Annotated in this window: 20 protein-coding genes; 10 read left to right on the forward strand and 10 right to left on the reverse strand. The window is 33.9% G+C overall.

Annotation, left to right across the window (positions count from 1 at the left end; translation table 11 throughout):
* Positions 1–366 precede the first annotated feature (366 nt).
* Positions 367–666, forward strand: a complete 300-nt coding sequence (locus tag DB895_RS07430; protein WP_116724730.1) for a hypothetical protein — start codon at positions 367–369, stop codon at positions 664–666.
* Between the two features lie 662 nt (positions 667–1,328).
* On the opposite strand, the gene DB895_RS07440 is transcribed toward DB895_RS07430, so the two are convergent.
* From DB895_RS07440 to DB895_RS07450, 3 genes are read right to left on the reverse strand one after another with little or no spacing between them, the layout of a single operon-like run.
* Entirely contained in the window at positions 1,329–2,054 is a 726-nt protein-coding gene (locus DB895_RS07440; protein ID WP_116724732.1) for a hypothetical protein, read from the reverse strand.
* 34 nt (positions 2,055–2,088) lie between these two features.
* The gene (locus tag DB895_RS07445; protein WP_116724733.1) at positions 2,089–4,506 is read right to left on the reverse strand and encodes a TonB-dependent receptor; all 2,418 of its coding nucleotides are present in this window, start codon (positions 4,504–4,506) and stop codon (positions 2,089–2,091) included.
* Positions 4,507–4,565: 59 nt separating this feature from the next.
* Positions 4,566–6,257 carry a M23 family metallopeptidase gene (locus DB895_RS07450; RefSeq protein ID WP_116724734.1) on the reverse strand — a complete coding sequence of 564 codons (1,692 nt, stop codon included), beginning with the start codon at positions 6,255–6,257 and terminating at the stop codon, positions 4,566–4,568.
* A 186-nt stretch (positions 6,258–6,443) separates the two neighbouring features.
* Between DB895_RS07450 and DB895_RS07455 the strand changes: the two genes are divergently transcribed.
* The 3 genes from DB895_RS07455 to rny all read left to right on the forward strand — a co-directional run bounded on the left by DB895_RS07455 (position 6,444) and on the right by rny (position 8,813).
* Positions 6,444–6,734 (forward strand): hypothetical protein, encoded by a 291-nt coding sequence (locus DB895_RS07455; RefSeq protein ID WP_116724735.1) that lies wholly within the window; start codon positions 6,444–6,446, stop codon positions 6,732–6,734.
* A gap of 8 nt (positions 6,735–6,742) precedes the next feature.
* Complete coding sequence (locus tag DB895_RS07460) at positions 6,743–7,036, forward strand: cell division protein ZapA (RefSeq protein WP_116724736.1); 294 nt, start codon at positions 6,743–6,745, stop codon at positions 7,034–7,036.
* A gap of 211 nt (positions 7,037–7,247) precedes the next feature.
* Positions 7,248–8,813 (forward strand): ribonuclease Y, encoded by a 1,566-nt coding sequence (gene rny / locus DB895_RS07465; protein ID WP_116724737.1) that lies wholly within the window; start codon positions 7,248–7,250, stop codon positions 8,811–8,813.
* A gap of 101 nt (positions 8,814–8,914) precedes the next feature.
* On the opposite strand, the gene xerD is transcribed toward rny, so the two are convergent.
* The 3 genes from xerD to DB895_RS07480 all read right to left on the reverse strand — a co-directional run bounded on the left by xerD (position 8,915) and on the right by DB895_RS07480 (position 11,472).
* Positions 8,915–9,811: a site-specific tyrosine recombinase XerD gene (gene xerD, locus DB895_RS07470; RefSeq protein WP_116724738.1), complete on the reverse strand. Its 897-nt coding sequence runs from the start codon at positions 9,809–9,811 to the stop codon at positions 8,915–8,917.
* A 76-nt stretch (positions 9,812–9,887) separates the two neighbouring features.
* The gene (locus tag DB895_RS07475) at positions 9,888–10,493 is read right to left on the reverse strand and encodes an outer membrane beta-barrel protein (protein WP_116724739.1); all 606 of its coding nucleotides are present in this window, start codon (positions 10,491–10,493) and stop codon (positions 9,888–9,890) included.
* A 397-nt stretch (positions 10,494–10,890) separates the two neighbouring features.
* Positions 10,891–11,472, reverse strand: coding sequence for a porin family protein (locus tag DB895_RS07480; protein WP_116724740.1), 582 nt, complete (start codon positions 11,470–11,472; stop codon positions 10,891–10,893).
* A gap of 564 nt (positions 11,473–12,036) precedes the next feature.
* Between DB895_RS07480 and DB895_RS14270 the strand changes: the two genes are divergently transcribed.
* The 3 genes from DB895_RS14270 (at position 12,037) to DB895_RS14195 (ending at position 13,221) form a co-directional block, all read left to right on the forward strand.
* Positions 12,037–12,204 carry a hypothetical protein gene (locus DB895_RS14270; RefSeq protein ID WP_166426947.1) on the forward strand — a complete coding sequence of 56 codons (168 nt, stop codon included), beginning with the start codon at positions 12,037–12,039 and terminating at the stop codon, positions 12,202–12,204.
* 122 nt (positions 12,205–12,326) lie between these two features.
* On the forward strand, positions 12,327–12,740 hold the full coding sequence (aroQ, locus tag DB895_RS07490; protein WP_116724763.1) for a type II 3-dehydroquinate dehydratase: 414 nt from the start codon (positions 12,327–12,329) through the stop codon (positions 12,738–12,740).
* 268 nt (positions 12,741–13,008) lie between these two features.
* Positions 13,009–13,221: a hypothetical protein gene (locus DB895_RS14195; protein ID WP_133242657.1), complete on the forward strand. Its 213-nt coding sequence runs from the start codon at positions 13,009–13,011 to the stop codon at positions 13,219–13,221.
* Positions 13,222–13,252: 31 nt separating this feature from the next.
* Here DB895_RS14195 and DB895_RS07495 read toward each other — a convergent pair whose 3' ends face one another.
* The 4 genes from DB895_RS07495 to DB895_RS07510 form a co-directional block, all read right to left on the reverse strand.
* Positions 13,253–14,125: a cation diffusion facilitator family transporter gene (locus DB895_RS07495; RefSeq protein WP_116724742.1), complete on the reverse strand. Its 873-nt coding sequence runs from the start codon at positions 14,123–14,125 to the stop codon at positions 13,253–13,255.
* A 32-nt stretch (positions 14,126–14,157) separates the two neighbouring features.
* Complete coding sequence (gene murA / locus DB895_RS07500; protein WP_116724743.1) at positions 14,158–15,468, reverse strand: UDP-N-acetylglucosamine 1-carboxyvinyltransferase; 1,311 nt, start codon at positions 15,466–15,468, stop codon at positions 14,158–14,160.
* A 76-nt stretch (positions 15,469–15,544) separates the two neighbouring features.
* Positions 15,545–16,255, reverse strand: coding sequence for a DUF4290 domain-containing protein (locus DB895_RS07505; RefSeq protein WP_116724744.1), 711 nt, complete (start codon positions 16,253–16,255; stop codon positions 15,545–15,547).
* Between the two features lie 2 nt (positions 16,256–16,257).
* A complete protein-coding gene (locus DB895_RS07510; RefSeq protein WP_116724745.1) occupies positions 16,258–16,554 on the reverse strand; it encodes a DUF493 family protein in 297 nt (98 codons plus the stop codon).
* A 149-nt stretch (positions 16,555–16,703) separates the two neighbouring features.
* Here DB895_RS07510 and DB895_RS07515 point away from each other — a divergent pair, with 149 nt between their 5' ends.
* Genes DB895_RS07515 through fmt form a run of 3 tightly spaced genes read left to right on the forward strand, consistent with a single transcriptional unit; the run spans position 16,704 to position 20,124 of the window.
* The gene (locus tag DB895_RS07515; protein ID WP_116724746.1) at positions 16,704–17,237 is read left to right on the forward strand and encodes an AAA family ATPase; all 534 of its coding nucleotides are present in this window, start codon (positions 16,704–16,706) and stop codon (positions 17,235–17,237) included.
* A 44-nt stretch (positions 17,238–17,281) separates the two neighbouring features.
* On the forward strand, positions 17,282–19,177 hold the full coding sequence (locus DB895_RS07520) for a RecQ family ATP-dependent DNA helicase (RefSeq protein WP_116724747.1): 1,896 nt from the start codon (positions 17,282–17,284) through the stop codon (positions 19,175–19,177).
* On the forward strand, positions 19,177–20,124 hold the full coding sequence (gene fmt / locus DB895_RS07525; RefSeq protein ID WP_116724748.1) for a methionyl-tRNA formyltransferase: 948 nt from the start codon (positions 19,177–19,179) through the stop codon (positions 20,122–20,124). The genes DB895_RS07520 and fmt overlap by 1 nt, the downstream gene beginning before the upstream one ends.
* The last annotated feature ends 72 nt before the right edge of the window (positions 20,125–20,196 follow it).

Consider the following 20,196-nt stretch of genomic DNA (forward strand, 5'->3'; position numbering starts at 1 on the left):
AATCTATGTTTCTATGTGGCTAAAAATTAAACAATTTTGAATTACACCCAACGGGTATTTTAACTAAAAAAGGAGCTGATTTTACTAAAGTTACGAAAGATAAAATTTTAAGAAATTTAGAAACATATAAAGGTTTTTTTACTGGTGACGAATTTAAAAAATTAGGCTTTGATGAAAATGCAAAACTTAAAATTGTATCTGAATTAGATGGTAATAAAAAAACCATTGATTTGGGAGACACAATGCAAATAAGACCATATTATCAAGTTGAAGTCAATATTGATGATACCGGATTTTCAGATTTTGACCATATTAATAAAAAAGCAATCGAACTTGTTAAAAGTTTTGATTTAGACATAATATAAAATGTATAAGGAATTAAATATAAAAAAAATTATTCTTGAACACTTCAAATCATTTCACGGGAAAAATGGAAAATTGATTTTGAAAGATAAAATTAGTTATATCTATTTACCATTAATAACTAGTGCTTTCTTGGGAATTATTTGTCATTTTAGTGATAATTTAAAAAATATTATTTCTGTTTGTTTATCAATTTTAATAGGTCTTTTATTTAATTTATTAATCTTGGTAATAACAAATATTGACACTGAAAAATTTATTAACCATAACAATAGTGATTTAAAAAAAGAGTCTTACTATTAAACGAAACATTTTACAATGTATCATTCTCAGTAGTAATAAGTGTGTTCTCTCTAATCTTTTTATTTTTAATTGATGTGTTTAAGTTTTCAACTTCATTTAATGATTTTTTAATCTTACTATTTGAAATTGACATTGATAAAATAATTCAATCTTTACTCTATGTTCTATTATATTTCTCATTGATAAACACATTTATTGTTTTATTCATGATTCTTAAAAGAATTGAAAAATTATTTTCAGTAAAACTTAATCAGGAAATTGAAATAATTGAAAAAAAAGAAAAAAAAGATTTGGATAATTGGGAAGATATAAATTAAATAAGTCCGACCGCGCGGATATGTCGCCACGTTGCTATCGGATTTACAAACCAGATAGCCTGAATTGCATTCCGTGTCCACCTTTAGATTTGCAAAGAAGTTTTTTAGTAACTTTAACTAACAACCAAACTGACAAAGTGCACCATCATGCCCAAAATAGGTAAAACAAAAATATTAACGAAGTTTAATAAATAATTTAAAAGCTCCCCGAAGTTCTCGATGATAAATTTAAGAAATTCAAACTCAATTCTTGGGCATTCATTAGACGGGAAATGGCACTGATTTTTCGCCTAAATTTCTACTTGAAAACATCCAGAATAAAATAAAATTCTAGAAATTTAATCCCTAAATAGGGTTATAATCCATAACTTTCCAATCCTTGTTAGACAAATCCAGATAATGGTAATGCACGACATCGTCCTTGTCAAATTGTCCGTTTTTGTTGGTGTCTTCGATGGTTCTAAAATACAAGCGGCTTTTAGATTCCATCAAATTCCAATCAATCAATTCTTGCAAATCGGCAGAAATTTTCGTAAATCTTTTCCCTGAAATTTCGCTGATGTAGAGTGTTTTGATATCATTTACATCCAATTTATCATCTTTATTGGTGTCCATATCGGCCAAGGCATAAACCAGAACCTGCTGTTTTGTTTTATCGGAAACCGACTTTAAATAAGTAGCGGTTTGAATCAAGATGGGCTTGTCGGTCAACGCTTTTATGGAATCAGAACCTATTTCCTGGAATTTTAAATTTTGCAAATATCCGGTAATTTCATATTCGCTGTAATTGGATATCTTAAAACTAATATCATTTACATTGGATGAAGAATCATATTTCAACTTAGCATTTCCTCCGTAAATATTTAAACCTCCAACTGGATGGATCAAATAATTGGTTCCTTGCATTTGTATAGGCAAATCCGCAATTTCCACTTGGTCAGTATCTAATTTAGGTTGCTCTTTGGGTTTAGACGAATTTTCATAAATCACTTTTGGATTTTCTATCTCTTCTTTACAACTAACTAAAAGCGCAAGAAAGAAAACAACGGAATATTTTGCTATATTTTTCATTTTGAAAAAATTAAATAATTTAAACAACAATTAATTACAATCTCATGGATAATTTAATATTGAAAACACGGGAAGTCAAATAATTGGGAATTGCATATTGACTTTTAGTATAAGCATCCCGAACCCAAGTATTGGTTATGGCATTCTGGTTGTTGAACATATTAAAAATTTCAAATCCGGCGGACAATTCTTTGAAATTTTTTAACCAATGCCCTTCTGGCCGTGACGCATTTTTTTCTGTTAAAACATACGAAAAACCAACATCGGCTCTTCGATAATCCCGCAAACGGTTTTGATACAAATACGGATCGGCATAGGAAGGAGAGCCTCCTGGCAATCCGGTGTTGTAAACCAAATTCAAATATACTTTAACACTCGGAATATTGGGCATATAATCCTGAAATAGGATTCCAAATTTTAACCGTTGATCTGTTGGTCTGGCAATATCTCCTCTGTTGTCGATATTTTCTTTGGTTTTTAAGTACCCAAAACTGAACCAAGATTCTGTTCCGGGAACAAATTCTCCATTTAATCTCATATCAAATCCTTGGGCAAAAGCTGTAGCATTATTAGTTGCGGCATATCGGATTCGGACATTTTCAAGCGTATAGGGATTTACATCTGTTAATGTTTTATAGTACGCTTCTGTCACCATCTTGAAAGGACGGTTCCACATTTTGAAACTAAAGTCATTGCTTAAAACAAAATGTACTGATTGTTGCGCTTTAACATTGGGATTGACATTTCCCGAAGAATCCCTCAATTCCCTATAAAATGGCGGTTGATGGTAAAAGCCACCCGAAATACGGAAAACCATATCTTTATCCCAATCGGGTTTTATGGCAAATTGGGCTCTTGGGCTAATGACCGTCTGATTATTGCCATCTAAACCATCACCTGAAACTTGCCATTGGTGCATTCTAACACCCGCATTATACCAAACATCGCTGGTTCCTATTTTGTCTTTCAAACTCCATTGTGCATAGCCCGAAAAACGATTTATGGTTACAAAATTTGTTGCTCTAACGTTTTGATAAGGTACTAATGGACCAACATAAACAGGGTCATACGGTTGATCTTTAATGGGCAAAATTTTAGGGTTATTCAAAGAAAATCCAGCAGAATCAATCACTTCCCATTCTATAATTCTGTCACGAATGTCTTCCCGCGTATATTTAAGCCCCCATTCTATTTGATGTTTTTTCAAATTATGAAATCCTTTCACTTCCGCATTTACAATCAATGCATCCAAATCGTTTCTGGCGTGATTCAACTGGCTTCCTATGGCTCGACTAAAAGTGACATTACCAAATGTTTCCGAACCAATATTGCTGTCTACTTCCCCTAAGGAATAAGCGGCATCAATATCAAAATATTCCTGTTCTAGGGTATGGTAAGCGGAACCAATAAATTTCAAAATGAAATTTTCATTGACATCAAATGTTGATTTCAGGGCTCCAAAATAAGTGTCATATTTGTCTTTTTCTTGTCCTTGATAAAATACTTGCAAAGCAATAGGTTCGCTTATGGTTCCGAAATTGGTTTGACTGGAAAGGGGCTGGTAATTGTACTTGTTTTGCGAAATATTACCTAAAAAACTCCATTGCCATTTGGTTGATGCGGTGTAGCTAATATTGGTTTGGACATCTGCAAATGAAGGTTTGTAATTGGTTTCCGTTTGTTGACTTTTAACTAAAAAACTATTATTCCTATAGCGAAAACCCGTTAGAGCTGTCCATTTTTGATTTTTAGAAACCGCATCAACGGCAAAACTGGCGCCTAGAAAATTGACATCGGCTGCAGCGCCAAATTTAGTTGGTCGCCTGTAAGTAATATCCAAAACCGATGACAATTTATCTCCAAATTTAGCCTGAAATCCACCTCCGGAAAAATCAACATTTTGAACCAAATCCGTATTCGTAAAACTCAAACCTTCCTGTTGTCCGGAGCGCACTAAAAAAGGGCGATAGACTTCAATTTCATTCACATAAACCAAATTCTCGTCATAATTCCCGCCTCGAACAGCGTATTGGGTACTCAATTCGTTATTGGAATACACACCAGGAAGGGTCTTCAGAATATTTTCGATTCCTGGATTTGCTCCTGGAATTTTTCGGATTACCTCGGGTTCTAAATTTGTAATTCCCTGAACCCTTTTTCGGTTATTTACAATGACTACCTCCCCCATTTGCTCGGCTTTATTATTCATTACCACATTGAATTCATAATCTTCATTGGGCTTTAATTGCAATGTTGCCGTGGTTTTTTTAAGAGAAACATGACTAAATATAATTGTTATTTTCTGATTGGCCGGAACCGTCAATTCATAAAAACCATTCGCATTTGTATGGGTCAATTTATTTTGATAACTGATATTTACATTATCTACAGGTACACTATTCTCATCTAGAATAATCCCTTTTACTCTAGCCGTTTGGGCATAATTAGACATTACTATGAAGAAAAAAAGGAGCGTAATAAAATTGAATTTTGTTTTCAAGTGGTCTATTTTTATTTTTTTTGACTTCTAAAAAAATGCGTTTCAAAGATAGTAGAATTTCCTACATTATCTGTAACCACAACCTTTAAATCATTTTCGCCTTCAGCAACGATGCCATCATCAAAATAATGAGTGATCGTTTTTGTTTTATTTTCATATTCGAATAAAATCCACTTTCCGTTAAGATAGCCGTTATAGGATTTTATTCCGGATAAAAAATCACTGATAGTCAACTGAATCGTTTTTTGGTTTGTAATCCATTTCCCTTCAATTGGTTTGTCCATCGTTATTTTTGGAGCAACGGTATCTTTTGCTAAAGTAAATTGTCCTAGATTTTTAGTATATGCTGTAAACGTGTTTTCTTTCTTTTTAGTGGCGTTGTAAGACATTTTTTTTTCATTAACAGATGCAATAAAAGTCTTTTCGTCATTTGTTGCCGTACTGTCAATGATTGTAACTAAAAATGAATTGTTTACGGGAACCAGATTATTATGAACGGTCATGACTTTGTCTTTCACTTCAAAATTCATGTAGAAATCATCGTAAAAAGTTCCTGCCGGAAAAAAAACGGAGCAATTTTCTTTTTCAAAATTAGAATCGGTTTTTGCCCTAACAAAATATTTCGTTTTAATTATTTCCTCCTCTATTATTGGTTCATTTGCAGAAAATTGAATGGGTATAGAAACGACGGTTGAATTACCATAATAATCCGCAATTTCAATGCGATAGAGATCTGTGAAATTAGAGGAAACAGTCACAATCCCATTATCGTTATTGGTATGGATAATGCTTAACGGGAAAGGATTCTTCATAAACAATTTCTGAATTCTTTGCTTTGTTTTTTTGTATTTATAATAATCTATAAAGGCATTAATATATTTTGTTTCGTCAAATGAAAAGGTATCAAACTGATAACCAAAAGACGGACTTCCGTTTAAAAAAGTTTGAACTTTGAAAATTCCATATTTATCATAGGAATAATCGAATAGGTCATACGCCTGAATCCCGAAGCCAATTTTTCCTTTGGCCAAAACCGTTTGAGAAAGGTAACTTCCATCATTTTGTAATGATAAATTAACGGTCATAGGCCGCCTAGATTGATTTACCACACTGCTGTCATCCATGGGATAAACCAAAACCGATGCAATTTGGGGTTTTTTAGTATCTTTCATTAAGCTATCAAAACCGAAGAAATAGGGATTAATCACTTTTTCTGTTTGACTGTCCCGAAATTCGAAGTGCAAATGGGGCCCCTCAGAACCGCCCGTATTACCCGAAAGTGCAATAATTTCTCCTTTTTTTACGAGGAGTTCGTTAGGATTAGGAAACATTTCAATTTCATACGCCTGATCTTTGTAATGCTGTTTTTTGATATACGCTTCAATTTTATCCACTCCTTTTTGAAGATGGCCGTAAACCGAAGTGTATCCATTGGGATGGGTAATATAAATGGCTTTCCCGTTGCCGAAAGTAGAAATTTTTATTCGGGAAACATACCCATCGGCTACAGCATAAACATTTAAACCTTCCTTTTGCATAGTTCTGAAATCGAACCCGGCATGAAAATGATTTGGTCTCAACTCCCCAAAATTACCCGATAATTGCATCGAAATGTCTAATGGAGACCTAAAATACCCTTTTGGATAGTCCGTTTGTGCCACAATTCCCACATAGAAAAATAAAAAAAGACATGTCAATTTCATCTAAAAGCTTTTGGCTAATATAAAAAAAACATTCCTATTTCTATAAAATTTTAGGACTTATAACATACTATTTATCAAATAATTGGAAATAAAAATTTTGTTAAAAAGAAAATTATAGTTAAAGTATTGGTTTAATTGAATAGGAATGCTAACTTTGTTGCAATTAAGTAATGAACTTAGATTATAATGAGTGAAATTGTAGAAATTATTGATACTCTAGAAAGTAAGCTTAAAAAACTATTGAATAAAATAGATGATTTAGAGCAAAAAAATTTAGAGTTAAGTCAAGAATTACAAAAATCTACTACCGTCATACAAAATCAATCCAACGAAATTGATGCTCTTAAAAAGGATTATGAAACACTCAAAATAGCCAATTCATTACTCGGCAGTGAAGAAAATAAAAGAGATACCAAGCTTAAAATAAATTCATTAATTCGTGAAATTGATTACTGTATAGCACAGCTATCTGATTAGTAAAACATATGGACGAAAAGCTTAAAATTAAATTATCAATTGCAGACAGAGTTTATCCGTTAACGGTAGAATTGTCTCAGGAGGAAGGACTGCGAAGCGCTTCCAAAAAAATTGATGTGATGATTAAGCAATTTGAAGAAAATTATGCTGTTCGTGACAAACAAGATGTATTGGCCATGTGTGCTTTGCAATTTGCTTCACAATTGGAACAAAAACAAATTGACAATTCAATCGACGGAAAAGAAACCATTGAGAGAATTAAAAAAATTAATGATTTATTGAGTCGTTATCTCGACAAGTAATTACGTTCTTATACATAAACTAAAATACTGCCTACATTAGTTCATATTTGGTAAACTCAACACTAACAATTTAGAATGAGCAAATCATCACTACTAAAGCATGCCACGCTCCGGCGAGGAAACTTGAACAGTGAGTTAGCTCAAAACTTGTCCTATCGAGTTTATTCAATCCACTAATGTAGGTTTTTTTATACACAAATTTTAACAAACAATGGACAGTACATTATTAATATTTATTACAGGAATCGTTGGCGTTGCAGGTGGTTTTGCCATCTCGAAATTCATTGAAAAACGCAACGTTTCCAATTTGATTAAAAACGCTAAAAAAGAAGCGGTATCAATTTTAAAAGAAGCCAATTTCCAGGCCGAAAACACTAAAAAAGATAAAATTCTTCAAGCAAAAGAAAAATTTATTGAACTAAAAGCGGAGCACGAACAAGTTATTCTTTCCCGAGACAAAAAAGTGGCCGAAGTTGAAAAAAGGACTAGAGACAAAGAATCTTTGGTTTCCAATGAATTGGCAAAAGCAAAAAAGGTCAACGATGATTTTGAAGCAAAAACTAAGGAATACAATTCTAAAATAGAACTTTTAGAAAAGAAACAACACGAGGTAGAGAAAATGCACAAAAGCCAATTAAATCAGTTGGAAGTGCTCTCTGGTTTATCTGCCGAGGATGCCAAAGAACAACTCATGGAAGGTTTAAAAGCTGAAGCCAAAACAAAGGCAATGGCTCATATTCAAGATACTATTGAGGAAGCCAAACTTACGGCCCAACAAGAAGCTAAGAAAATCATTATCAATACCATTCAAAGAATTGGAACCGAGGAAGCGGTTGAAAACTGCGTTTCGGTATTTAACATTGAATCAGACGATGTAAAAGGACGAATCATAGGACGTGAAGGACGAAACATTCGTGCGCTTGAAGCAGCGACTGGTGTAGAGATTATTGTTGACGACACTCCTGAAGCCATTATCCTTTCTTGTTTTGATCCAGTTCGTAGAGAAATTGCTCGATTATCTTTACACAAATTGGTTACTGACGGAAGAATTCACCCTGCGCGAATTGAAGAAGTGGTTGCCAAAACTGCCAAACAAATTGACGATGAAATTATTGAAGTGGGTAAACGTACCGTTATCGATTTAGGAATTCACGCTTTACATCCCGAATTGATAAAAGTAGTAGGAAGAATGAAATACCGTTCTTCATACGGTCAAAACTTATTGCAACACTCGCGTGAAGTTTCTAAATTGTGTGGGATTATGGCTGCTGAATTGGGATTGAACGTTAAACTGGCAAAAAGAGCTGGTTTACTTCACGATATTGGTAAAGTCCCAGATACCGAAAGCGACTTACCACACGCATTGTTAGGAATGCAATGGGCAGAAAAATATGGCGAGAAAGAAGAGGTTTGCAATGCCATTGGAGCCCACCACGACGAAATTGAAATGAAATCGTTATTATCTCCAATAGTTCAGGTTTGTGATGCCATATCTGGCGCGAGACCGGGCGCGAGACGTCAAGTGTTAGATTCGTATATTCAACGTTTAAAAGACTTAGAAGAAGTCGCTTATGGTTTTACAGGCGTTAAAAATGCTTACGCTATTCAGGCCGGTAGAGAATTACGTGTCATTGTAGAAAGCGAAAAAGTATCTGATGATAATGCCGCCAGTCTATCATTTGAAATTTCACAAAAAATTCAAACCGAAATGACGTATCCCGGACAAGTGAAAGTAACTGTAATAAGAGAAACTAGGGCGGTAAATATAGCCAAGTAATCCATTCTTGTCTTCCAAAAGAGGAAGAAATCTTATATTTGTTAAAAAAAATGATTAGCCCCTTAGCTAATCATTTTTTTTTGACCTCTCCTTCAATAATTCTATTTTCTCGGATGAAAGGTATTCATTATTTGAGTTAAATGTCGCCTGTCTAAATGCACATAGATTTCTGTAGTAGTAATGGATTCATGCCCGAGCATCAATTGTATGGATCGTAGGTCGGCACCGTTCTCCAGAAGATGAGTTGCAAAGGAATGCCTAAAGGTATGAGGGCTAATGGCTTTATTCAAATTTATTTTAAAAGCCAGCTCCTTGATAATCGTAAAAATCATTGCTCTTGTCAACTGCCTTCCTCTCCTATTCAAGAACACCGTATCTTCATGCCCTTTTTGAATATGAAGATTTAAACGAATGGAATCTTTATATATTTCGATATACTTTTGGGTTACTTTACCTATTGGAACAAAACGCTGTTTGTTTCCTTTTCCCGTAATCTTGATAAAGCCTTCCTTAAAATACAAATCCGATATTTTTAAGGAAACCAGTTCTGAAACCCGAAGCCCACAACCGTAAAGTGTTTCCAGAATGGCACGATTGCGCTCCCCTTCAGGAGAACTCAAATCAATGGCGGCTATGAGTTGGTCTATTTCCTGAACCGATAATGTGTCTGGAAGTTTTCTACCAATCCTTGGTGCTTCAATTAATTCTAAAGGATTATCGGCCCTGTAATCTTCAAAAATCATATAGGAAAAAAAACTTTTCAACCCAGAAATAATTCTTGATTGGGAACGGGCATTCACTTCTTTAGAAACACTATAAATGAATTGTTGCAGCGTTTCTTCCGAAATTTTAATTGGAGAAATCACTATTTGGTTTTCCTCTAAAAAAAAGCACAATCGCTCCACATCGAAAGAATAATTCTCGATAGTATTTTTAGACAAACCGCGTTCAATCTTCAAATAGGATTGATAACTCTTGATGTAAGTTTTCCAGTTCATTTTACAAAGTAAAGACATTTTTGGGCATAAAAAAACCTTCCGAAACGGGAAGGTTTATAATAATTATTTTATAGTATTACAATTTGTAAACCAAACCGAAACTAATGCTTCTTAAGTCTAAATCTATACCGAAAGTGCCCGTAGACTTAGCTCCACTTGCATTCGATTTTTCAGTTTGATATCCTAAATTACCATAAGTTGCTTCCATTGCAAAACATTTAGAAAGAAAATAACTAACCCCAGGTTGTAAACCAATTTCAAAACCATTTAGTTTATCACTACTACTAGGGGCTAATTTGTTTTTTGAAGAACTGTAATCAAATCCTAAATTAGTAAACACGGAAAATTTATCTGCCGGAGTACAATAGTATCTACCAAAAACGCCCATAGCAAATGTATTCCCATCAACTGTGGTAACATTATGATCTTCTACTTTATTTGTAGTAAAACCAAGTCTAGCACCAATAGCAATCTTTTCTGTTACGAAGAAACCAACTTTGGGAGCGATTTCGAATCCAGATGTTTTGACTTCTGCACTTTTGTCATTCGAGGAACCATACGATACCCCTCCTGAAATAAATAAGTCTCCTTTACCGAAACCTTCTCTTGTTTCTTTTTTGTCCTGAGCATTTGCCATTCCAAAAGCCAATAATGCTACTACGGATAAAATAATTTGTTTCATAATTAATTCTATTTTGTTAAAATTTATATTTCAAACCTAAATATATATTAATTAAAAATCAAAAAAATCAACACAAAAATAAAAAGTCATTTTTGACAAAAAACAACAGAACAAACAACAAACACCTGACTTACAATTGACTACTATTTTTTTTATCACTAAATTTAGTGATGTATTTTCTTTTTTTAGTGAACCTATTTTTAACAATTAATAACCTACAAAATAAGTTTGAACTATTAAAATATTCCAAGATTAAAAGCGAATAAAAAATTTAATTCAATAAAAATAAACCTAAAAAGAATAAGCCTAAAAAACATTTCATCCAACAAAACCATAACTATCAAAAAAAAACCTTCCCGCAAGGGAAGGTTTTGAATGTTGCAAAATAAATTTTAGATTAGAATTTGTAACCTAAAGATATTTGGATAACTGAATTGTGAGACGCAGATTCTCCTGTAGCCAACTCTTTTTGAACTTGAGCTAAACCTAAATTGTATCTAAGTCCTGCAGAAAGATTTTCTGTAAATTCATAACCCGCTCCGAAATTTACTCCGAAATCAGTTGATTTAAAAAATTCTTTAACATCTGCACTACCACCACCATCTGCTTTTACTTTAGCAGACATTAAAAAACCAATTTGAGGACCTGCTTCTAAACTAAAAGCATCGGCAACATAATATTTAGCCATAACTGGGATATTGATATAGCTTAAATTCATTTTCCCTCCATCAAATTTAGCACCTTGGGCAGAATACAATAATTCTGGCTGTACTGCAAATTTGTCGCTTACTTTAAATTCGGCAAAACCACCTACATGAAATCCTACTAAAGAACTTGATCCATCAGAATTTGTAATTGAGGCGATGTTTAAACCTGCTTTGGCTCCAAATGACATACTCTTGTCAGAACCCCCTTTGTCTTGAGCATTTGCAAATCCGAAAGCGAATATTGCTGCTACTGTTAAAATAATTTTTTTCATAAGTTTTTTTGTTAAATGTTATGGTCAAATATATTAATTTTAACACTTTCTTTTATGCGAAAAAATAGACTTATTAACACATTTATCAACAAAAAGAATCGCGATTAAATTTACAATAATTACGAAAAAAAAGAATTTTAATACTAAAATTAGCAAATCAGCAACTGTAATAAAATATATTATTTATTATGAAAAAAACAATCATTTTCGCAACTCAGTTTTTAATGAGCTTTTATAGAACTTTCCCTAAAGTTGTAAAATTCGATTTTAAGGCAAATATCAATTTCTCAGACCTAGATGGAGCTCTAAACATTATGACAAAAACCAGTTGCCTCTTTGTCCTTTGTCATGTTGGTTGAAATTAAAGCATTCCCAAATTTGTCCATTCAACCCCAATTCTTGTATTCTGATCATGGAAAAATCAGATATTTCCACTGTTTTATACATCGATAATAATTTTTTTATGGCACCTGTTCTGATGAAATTTTATGTGATTCCGAAAGTATTATGCATATGGAGTTGGTTCGCAATTTGTCTTTTTACTAAATGACAATGTTTCATCAAATGTCCCAATCATCATTTGACTTTGGTACAACTGGAGGTTATAGGAATCCGTTTTTCCAATCAGTATTCATACAAGGACGTTATGTTTTAGGATTGAGCGATATGATAAAAGATTCCGATATAACAAACAGAGTAATCCAATTGTCCTTAGAGTATTCATTTAAATAATGAATACTTTTTCGTCACTAGCCGCCTCGATTTCTTACTTGGCAATTTTATTTTGTAAGAAAATTAAAAAATTTATTGATCAATCTATATTGTTTTTTATTATTTTTACAAAAACACACGCAATGAAAATTATCATCATTAATGGCCCCAACCTCAACTTATTAGGAAAACGCGAACCGGAAGTTTATGGCAGCCAAACTTTTGAAGACTATTTTGAAACCTTAAAAATTAAATTCCCTCAAATGGAATTGCTTTATTTTCAAAGTAACATCGAAGGAGAATTAATTACAAAAATACAAGATGTGGGTTTTTCATTTGATGGAATTATTTTAAATGCCGGAGCTTATACCCACACATCTGTTGGGATTGGCGATGTCATTAAGGCCATTACAACTCCAGTAATCGAAGTACATATATCCAATACCTTTTCTCGGGAATCCTTTAGACATCAGTCCTATATTTCCGGCAATGCCAAGGGCGTTATACTCGGCTTTGGATTAAAAAGTTATGAATTGGCATTATTGTCCTTTTTATAGTTTATCAACTATTATATCTTATTTGATTGATTAGGTAAAATAACAAAAATTTGTGATTTCTTTTTTGAGCCATGTATATTTGTGCAAAAAAATGGCTACGAATAATTTCTATTTGCTCTTATATCTTTTCATTTCATTTTCCAGCTTCACACAAATTAAAGGAATTGTAACTGACGAAATTAAGGAATGCCAATTCCCGGAGTTTCTATCCTTGTGAAAATACCTCTAACAGGAAACTCAACTAATGAGAAAAGACAATATGAATTAAATGTTAAACCTTCTTAAAAGCAACTTAGTCCTGAGATTCCATAATTTGTGCATTCCAAATGCAAAAATCTATTATGAATCTACTATTGGCTTAAACAATCTGGAATTTGAAAAATTCAAATTCTTCCGAGTGGATTATATTCGTTACAATCAAAATGGATTTCAAAGTGACAGAATAATTTTTGAATTGAAATTCTTGAATGTATTAGGGTAAGTATAGAAAAAATCAATCATGAAATTTATGATTAAGATCTACTGGGTTCAATGTGAATTAATACATGTCCCAATTCGGGAATTTCGTCTCTCAACGTATCCTTGAGTTTATGAGACAAATCGTGACCTTCTTTTACTGAAATTTTACCGTCAACAATGGCATGAAGATCTACATGATATTTCATTCCTGCTTTTCGGATAAAACATTTTTCGGTATCTACTATGCCTTCAACCTGATGGGATATCTTTCTGATTTCAATAACCAAATCATCATATAAATGTTCGTCCATTATTTCCCCAAGGGCAGGTCTAAAAATCAAATAACTGTTATAAAGTATGAATCCCGCAGCAAAAAGTGCTGCCCAATCATCCGCCGATTCGTACCCTTTTCCTAAAATTAAAGCAATTGAAATCCCTATAAATGCCGCAACGGAGGTTATAGCATCACTTCTATGGTGCCAAGCGTCGGCTTTAAGAGACGAACTGTTGCTTTCAACACTTCGCTTCATAACCAAACGAAAAGAATATTCTTTCCAGATGATTATAGCTCCAAGGACATAAAGTGTCCAGGATTTTGGCAGTTCATGAGACGTACCAATGTTAGTAATACTTTCATATCCAATAATCGTGGCTGAAGTAATTAAAAAACCCACTACCAAAAAAGTGATTAATGGCTCGGCTCGACCGTGTCCGTAGGGGTGGTTTTGATCTGCTGGCCTATTCGAATATTTAATTCCAAACAAGACTAAAAAAGAAGCAAAAATATCCGTAGTGGACTCGATTGCATCGGCTATCAGTGCATACGAATTTCCAAAAATACCTGCCAGTCCCTTTATAATAGCAAGACTTGTATTGCCAACAATACTGAAATAGGTTGCTTTTACGGCAGTTTCTTCGTTCGTCATTAGGGCGTAAATATAGTGAAATTAGGACTTAATTATACCCGGACAATGTTTGCTCCAATGGCTCTCAATCGTTCATCAATTCGCTCATATCCTCTGTCAATTTGTTCTATATTTTGGATTGTGCTTGTTCCTTTTGCGGAAAGTGCTGCAATAAGCAGCGAGATTCCCGCACGGATATCTGGTGATGACATGGTTGTTGCTTTTAATTGTGATTTAAAATCATGCCCCATAACTACCGCTCGGTGCGGGTCACATAACATAATTTTTGCACCCATATCAATTAGCTTATCAACAAAGAACAAACGGCTTTCAAACATTTTTTGATGTATCAAAACGTCACCCTTTGCTTGGGTAGCTACTACCAAAACAATACTCAATAAATCAGGGGTAAATCCTGGCCAAGGCGCATCGGCAATGGTAAGGATAGAACCATCAATGTCGGTTTTAATTTCATAGCCATTTTCGTGAGCCGGAATGTAAATATCGTCACCTCTTTTTTCGAGCGTTATCCCTAATTTTCTGAATGTATTGGGGATAAGGCCGAGATTTTCCCAGCTTACGTTTTTAATGGTTATTTCAGATTTTGTCATGGCTGCCAATCCAATCCAAGAACCTATTTCAACCATATCCGGAAGAATTGTATGTTGACAACTTCCCAGTTTTTCGACTCCTTCAATGGTCAATAAATTAGAACCCACTCCCGATATTTTTGCTCCCATGGAGTTTAACATCTTGCATAATTGTTGTAAATAGGGTTCGCAAGCGGCATTATAGACTGTCGTTTTTCCTTTTGCCAAAACGGCTGCCATGACAATGTTTGCCGTCCCGGTTACTGAAGCTTCGTCTAGCAACATGTCAGTTCCTGTAAGGCCTTTTGGCGCTTCCACTCCGTAAAAATGATCTTCTCGATTGTATCTAAATTTGGCTCCAAGATTTATGAATCCTTCAAAATGGGTATCTAATCTTCTTCTTCCTATTTTATCCCCTCCTGGTTTTGGAATATATCCTTTTCCGAAACGTGCCAAAAGCGGTCCAACAATCATAATGGAGCCTCTTAAAGAACCGCCTTCTTTTTTAAAGGCTTCGGTTTCGAGGTAGCCAACGTTAACGTCATCTGCCTGAAAAGTAATGGAGCTTTCCCCGTTTTTTTGGATTTTTACTCCTAAATTCCCTAACAAGGTAATCAATTTATTGACATCAATAATGTCAGGAATGTTATTGATTGTCACTTTTTCTGAAGTCAAAAGAACGGCACATAGGATTTGTAATGCTTCATTTTTTGCGCCTTGTGGTGTAATCTCACCTTTTAGACGTATCCCGCCTTCGATTTTGAATGTTCCCATTATTTAATATACGATTTATGATATACGACTTACGATTTAAAATTATTTAAACCGTATCGCAAGAACCTATTGAACTTTATTTCTGATTGTTATTTTTTATAAAAGGCTTCTTTTTCAGCGGTTTGTTTGGAGCAATCTTTGGTTGTCCCGCTGGCATGATTTTATTAGACACGCGTTTGTTGGTTCGCATCAAATCAGTGGTATTCAAAAGCTCTTCGGAACTTTGGGTCAAATTAATTTTGCCATCTGATAATTCCAGTAAATGTTCGAAAATGACATCATCTTTTACGGTGTCTTTGTTCCAACTTAGATATGATTTTTTCATGTGATTGGCAATAACTTTAACCAGCGCATTTTTCATTTCGCCTTCTTCCCACTTGTTGGCAACATCGATCATATATTTGATATTATTGCCATAATACCTGTATTTAGGAAAATTTTGCGGATATTTTAAAATATCGGGTTTCAGTTGTAAAACTTCCCGTGATGGAATGGGATAAGGCGAATTGGCTACCAATCTAAAATCAGACATGATAAAGAGTTGATCCCATAATTTATGCTGAAAATCAGGCACGTCACGAAGATGGGGATTTAAACTTCCCATAACCTGAATGATATATTTAGCTACTTTATTGCGCTCTACGTCATCTTCTATTGCGGTAGCCTGGTCTATCAATTTTTGCAAATGACGACCATATTCCGGAATGATTAGGTGTTGTCTTTCAGAATTGTATTCTAAATTAAAAACAACATCATTTGAATTTTCTTTTATATATTTTGAATTCATATTTATAGGGAAACTATACCTTTTATTACGGACACTTCTTGATACTTATCAATTATTTCTTGAGCATCTTTTACGGTCACATCAACGGATATGCTTGTAAATTTTCCTGTTTTAGACTTGGTTGTTTTGATGACTGCGCCCATGCAATCAAAGGCTTCTTCAACTCGCATTACGTTATCATCAACTGATGGCACGATAAACTTAAACAGATATTCCGCTGGCCAAGTATTGCTCATATCCAACTCAACTTTTAATCTTTCGTAAAATTCAGCTGTTTCTTTTTCTTTATTGTTATCCATGCTTAAATTAAAATAAAAGCAAATATACAGTTTCAAATGTGAATTATGAATTATGAATTATGAATTTTTGGCAAATTCTAAATTTTTAACTTCAAACATCTTTTCAAATCCCAATTAGTTTGAGTAAGTTTGCTCCTTATTTGTAAAAAGTGCGGAAAGAAATTATTGTTATTATTGGCGGTCCAGGAACAGGTAAGACAACCATCATAGATACATTGATAGCTAGTGGCTATTGTTGCTATCCTGAAATTTCTCGTGAAGTCACTCTAGAGGCTAAAAAGCAAGGTATTGAACAGCTTTTTCTCGAAAACCCTTTATTGTTTAGCGAATTGCTTTTAGAAGGTCGAAAAAAACAGTTTAAAAACGCACAAAACGAACCTCACGAAATTGTATTTCTCGACAGAGGGATTCCCGATATTTTAGCCTACATGCATTATATTGGAGACAGTTACCCTGCTTTTTTTGATGCTGCTTGCAAAGAGCATATTTATTCAAAAATCTTTATTCTTCCGCCTTGGGAAGAAATTTATGTAAGTGACGACGCCCGATATGAAAATTATGAGCAAGCCAAACTCATTTATTATCATCTTACCGAAACGTATCAAAATTATGGTTACGAACTCATTGAAGTTCCAAAAGATAGTGTAGATAAGAGAATTCTTTTTATCTTAGAGCAAATTTAGTTTAAGGATCAAAGTTGATAATCCTCAAACTTTAAACAAAAATAATGCAGACAGCGTTACAAATTCTTCAAAAATACTGGAAACACGACGTCTTTAGGTCGATGCAAAATGAAATTATTGATTCCGTTTTGAACGGTAAAGATACATTTGCTTTGATGCCAACTGGCGGTGGAAAATCAATTTGCTTTCAAGTTCCTGCAATGATGAAGGATGGCATTTGCCTAGTCATTTCTCCTTTAGTAGCGTTGATGAAAGATCAGGTTGCCAACTTACAAAAACGAGACATTAAGGCCATTGCCTTAACTGGAGGGATAAAATCGGAGGAAATGATTGATCTTTTAGACAATTGTGAGTTCGGAAATTATAAATTTCTGTATTTATCTCCAGAACGCCTTCAATCTGATTGGATTTTAGAACGAATAAAAAACCTTCCCCTAAACCTAATTGCCATTGATGAGGCACATTGTGTATCCCAATGGGGACATGATTTTCGTCCTGCCTATTTAAAAATTTCAAGTTTAAAAAATCACTTTCCTAAAGTACCTTTTTTGGCTTTGACAGCAACCGCAACTCCAAAAGTTAAGGACGACATCATTGCTGAATTAGGTTTGCATCATCCGGATTTTTTCCAGAAATCATTTGCTCGAGACAATATTGCCTATATGGTATTTGAGGTCGAAGACAAACTCTTTCGAATCGAACAAATCCTGAAAAAAAATCCGCAACCGTCTATCATTTACGTCCGCAATAGGAAATCATGCCTGGATGTTGCCGAGCAACTTAAGTCCTTAGGCTTTAATGCAACTTATTATCATGGTGGACTTACGCCAAAAGAGAAAGATAAAAACATGCAGTTGTGGATGTCAGAACAAGCTCAGGTGATTATTGCAACAAATGCTTTCGGGATGGGAATAGACAAGGCCAATGTAAAAACGGTAATTCACATTCAACTTCCCGAAAATCTTGAAAATTACTACCAAGAAGCCGGTCGATGCGGTCGAAATGGAGAAAAAGCATTTTCGGTAGTATTAACCAGTCCATCAGACAGCATTCAAGCCGAAAATCAGTTTATCAACGTTCTTCCAGACAAGAAGTTTTTGAATGAAATGTATATCAAACTTTGTAATTATTTTCAAATTGCCTATGGAGAAGGAATCAATGAACAATTCACTTTTAATTTGAATCATTTTTGCTTGAAATACGGTTTTCCCACACTAAAAACATACAATGCCATGCAATTTCTGGATCGGCAGGGAATCCTGAATTTATCTCCGGAATTTTCAGAAAAAATAGCGATACAATTCCTTATTCCGTCCAAAGAGGTCATTCGCTACATCAGTTTAAATCCCAATGACGAAGAAATCCTTCTAGCCATTTTAAGAACGTATCCTGGGGTTTATGAAACACAAACGGCTTTCAATTTACAACTGATTGCAAAAAAATCAAATCATGAAGTAACTGAAATACAGACTATTTTACAAAAATTAAAAGAAAAAGGAATTATTGAATACCAGTCTAAAAACAATGATGCCACATTGATTTTTAATGAAGTTCGTGAGGATGAGCGAACCATAAATAGGGTTTCTAAATATTTAGAAAACCAAAACAATTTAAAAAAAGAACAACTCAAGACCGTTTTACATTACATCCAGGAGAAAAAAGTTTGCAGAAGCAAATTGATTTTGAATTATTTTGGAGAAGTAACTAAGACTGATTGTGGCATTTGCTCCAATTGTATTGGCAAAAAAGACAAAAAAACCAATCCCAAAACACTTTCTGAAAAAATTCTGGAACATTTAAAAATAACTGATTTAAACTCCAGAGAAATTCAAACGAAAACAAAAAATGACCCCACAGATATTCTCTTTACATTGCAAAAATTATTGGAAAACGATACCATAATGGTCATGACAAATAATAAATATACGATAAAATCATAATGAGGAAATTACGAATTGTATTTATGGGAACTCCTGAATTTGCGGTAGGCATTCTTGACACTATAATCAAAAATAACTATGAAGTCGTTGGAGTAATTACTGCAGCTGACAAACCTGCGGGACGTGGACAAAAAATAAAATACTCAGCGGTAAAAGAATTTGCATTAGCAAATAACTTGCATTTATTGCAACCCACAAATTTAAAAGACGAGAATTTCATACAGGAATTAAAGACCTTAAATGCGAATTTACAAGTTGTGGTTGCCTTTAGAATGTTACCAAAAGTGGTATGGGAAATGCCCAAATTAGGAACATTCAACCTTCATGCCTCGCTACTGCCCAATTATCGTGGTGCAGCACCCATAAATTGGGCTATCATAAACGGAGAAACCAAAACTGGTGTCACCACTTTTTTTATTGACGATAAAATTGATACGGGAGCTATGATCTTGAGTTCAGAAATTCCTATTTCTGAAAATGAAAATGCAGGACATTTACATGATAGATTAATGGATCTGGGTAGCAAAACAGTCATTGAAACGCTATCTTTAATTGAAAGCGGAAATGTAACTACAACTATTCAGAAAGAAGATCATGAAATTAAGACCGCATATAAATTAGATAAGGACAATTGTAAAATTGACTGGTCGAAATCGGGGGATGAAATCCACAACCTTATTAGAGGACTTTCTCCTTATCCAACCGCTTGGTGTATTTTTAGAGACAACAATCAGGAATGGAATGTGAAAATTTATGAAGCACAATACAATAAAGAGGAACATCAAGAAAATATTGGCAAAGTAGTTTCAAATAAAAAGGAATTAAAAGTTTGGGTGAGAGGAGGAATACTCCAAATAATGAGTCTTCAATTCCCTGGAAAAAAGAAAATGACAACGCAAGAATTACTAAATGGAATGTTTTTTTCAGAAAACGCGAATGTTTGTTAGGTTGCTAAAACACTGAAACGAACAAATCTCCAATGAAAACAAGTCGTTTTATTAACAAATAATTGGAGTTAT

The sequence above is a fragment of the Flavobacterium psychrotolerans genome (assembly GCF_003097635.1).
GTDB lineage: Bacteria > Bacteroidota > Bacteroidia > Flavobacteriales > Flavobacteriaceae > Flavobacterium > Flavobacterium psychrotolerans.

Bases quoted from the DNA above. Each gene is read 5' to 3' on its own strand.
- DB895_RS07510 (WP_116724745.1), bottom strand. From the start codon at position 16,554: ATGGATAACAATAAAGAAAAAGAAACAGCTGAATTTTACGAAAGATTA.
- DB895_RS07450 (WP_116724734.1), bottom strand. From the start codon at position 6,257: ATGAAATTGACATGTCTTTTTTTATTTTTCTATGTGGGAATTGTGGCA.
- DB895_RS07520 (WP_116724747.1), top strand. From the start codon at position 17,282: ATGCAGACAGCGTTACAAATTCTTCAAAAATACTGGAAACACGACGTC.
- xerD (WP_116724738.1), bottom strand. From the start codon at position 9,811: ATGAACTGGAAAACTTACATCAAGAGTTATCAATCCTATTTGAAGATT.
- aroQ (WP_116724763.1), top strand. From the start codon at position 12,327: ATGAAAATTATCATCATTAATGGCCCCAACCTCAACTTATTAGGAAAA.
- DB895_RS14195 (WP_133242657.1), top strand. From the start codon at position 13,009: ATGTTAAACCTTCTTAAAAGCAACTTAGTCCTGAGATTCCATAATTTG.
- DB895_RS07460 (WP_116724736.1), top strand. From the start codon at position 6,743: ATGGACGAAAAGCTTAAAATTAAATTATCAATTGCAGACAGAGTTTAT.
- DB895_RS07505 (WP_116724744.1), bottom strand. From the start codon at position 16,255: ATGAATTCAAAATATATAAAAGAAAATTCAAATGATGTTGTTTTTAAT.
- rny (WP_116724737.1), top strand. From the start codon at position 7,248: ATGGACAGTACATTATTAATATTTATTACAGGAATCGTTGGCGTTGCA.
- DB895_RS07480 (WP_116724740.1), bottom strand. From the start codon at position 11,472: ATGAAAAAAATTATTTTAACAGTAGCAGCAATATTCGCTTTCGGATTT.
- murA (WP_116724743.1), bottom strand. From the start codon at position 15,468: ATGGGAACATTCAAAATCGAAGGCGGGATACGTCTAAAAGGTGAGATT.
- DB895_RS07455 (WP_116724735.1), top strand. From the start codon at position 6,444: ATGAGTGAAATTGTAGAAATTATTGATACTCTAGAAAGTAAGCTTAAA.
- DB895_RS07445 (WP_116724733.1), bottom strand. From the start codon at position 4,506: ATGTCTAATTATGCCCAAACGGCTAGAGTAAAAGGGATTATTCTAGAT.
- DB895_RS07495 (WP_116724742.1), bottom strand. From the start codon at position 14,125: ATGACGAACGAAGAAACTGCCGTAAAAGCAACCTATTTCAGTATTGTT.
- DB895_RS14270 (WP_166426947.1), top strand. From the start codon at position 12,037: ATGTCCCAATCATCATTTGACTTTGGTACAACTGGAGGTTATAGGAAT.
- DB895_RS07430 (WP_116724730.1), top strand. From the start codon at position 367: ATGTATAAGGAATTAAATATAAAAAAAATTATTCTTGAACACTTCAAA.
- fmt (WP_116724748.1), top strand. From the start codon at position 19,177: ATGAGGAAATTACGAATTGTATTTATGGGAACTCCTGAATTTGCGGTA.
- DB895_RS07440 (WP_116724732.1), bottom strand. From the start codon at position 2,054: ATGAAAAATATAGCAAAATATTCCGTTGTTTTCTTTCTTGCGCTTTTA.
- DB895_RS07475 (WP_116724739.1), bottom strand. From the start codon at position 10,493: ATGAAACAAATTATTTTATCCGTAGTAGCATTATTGGCTTTTGGAATG.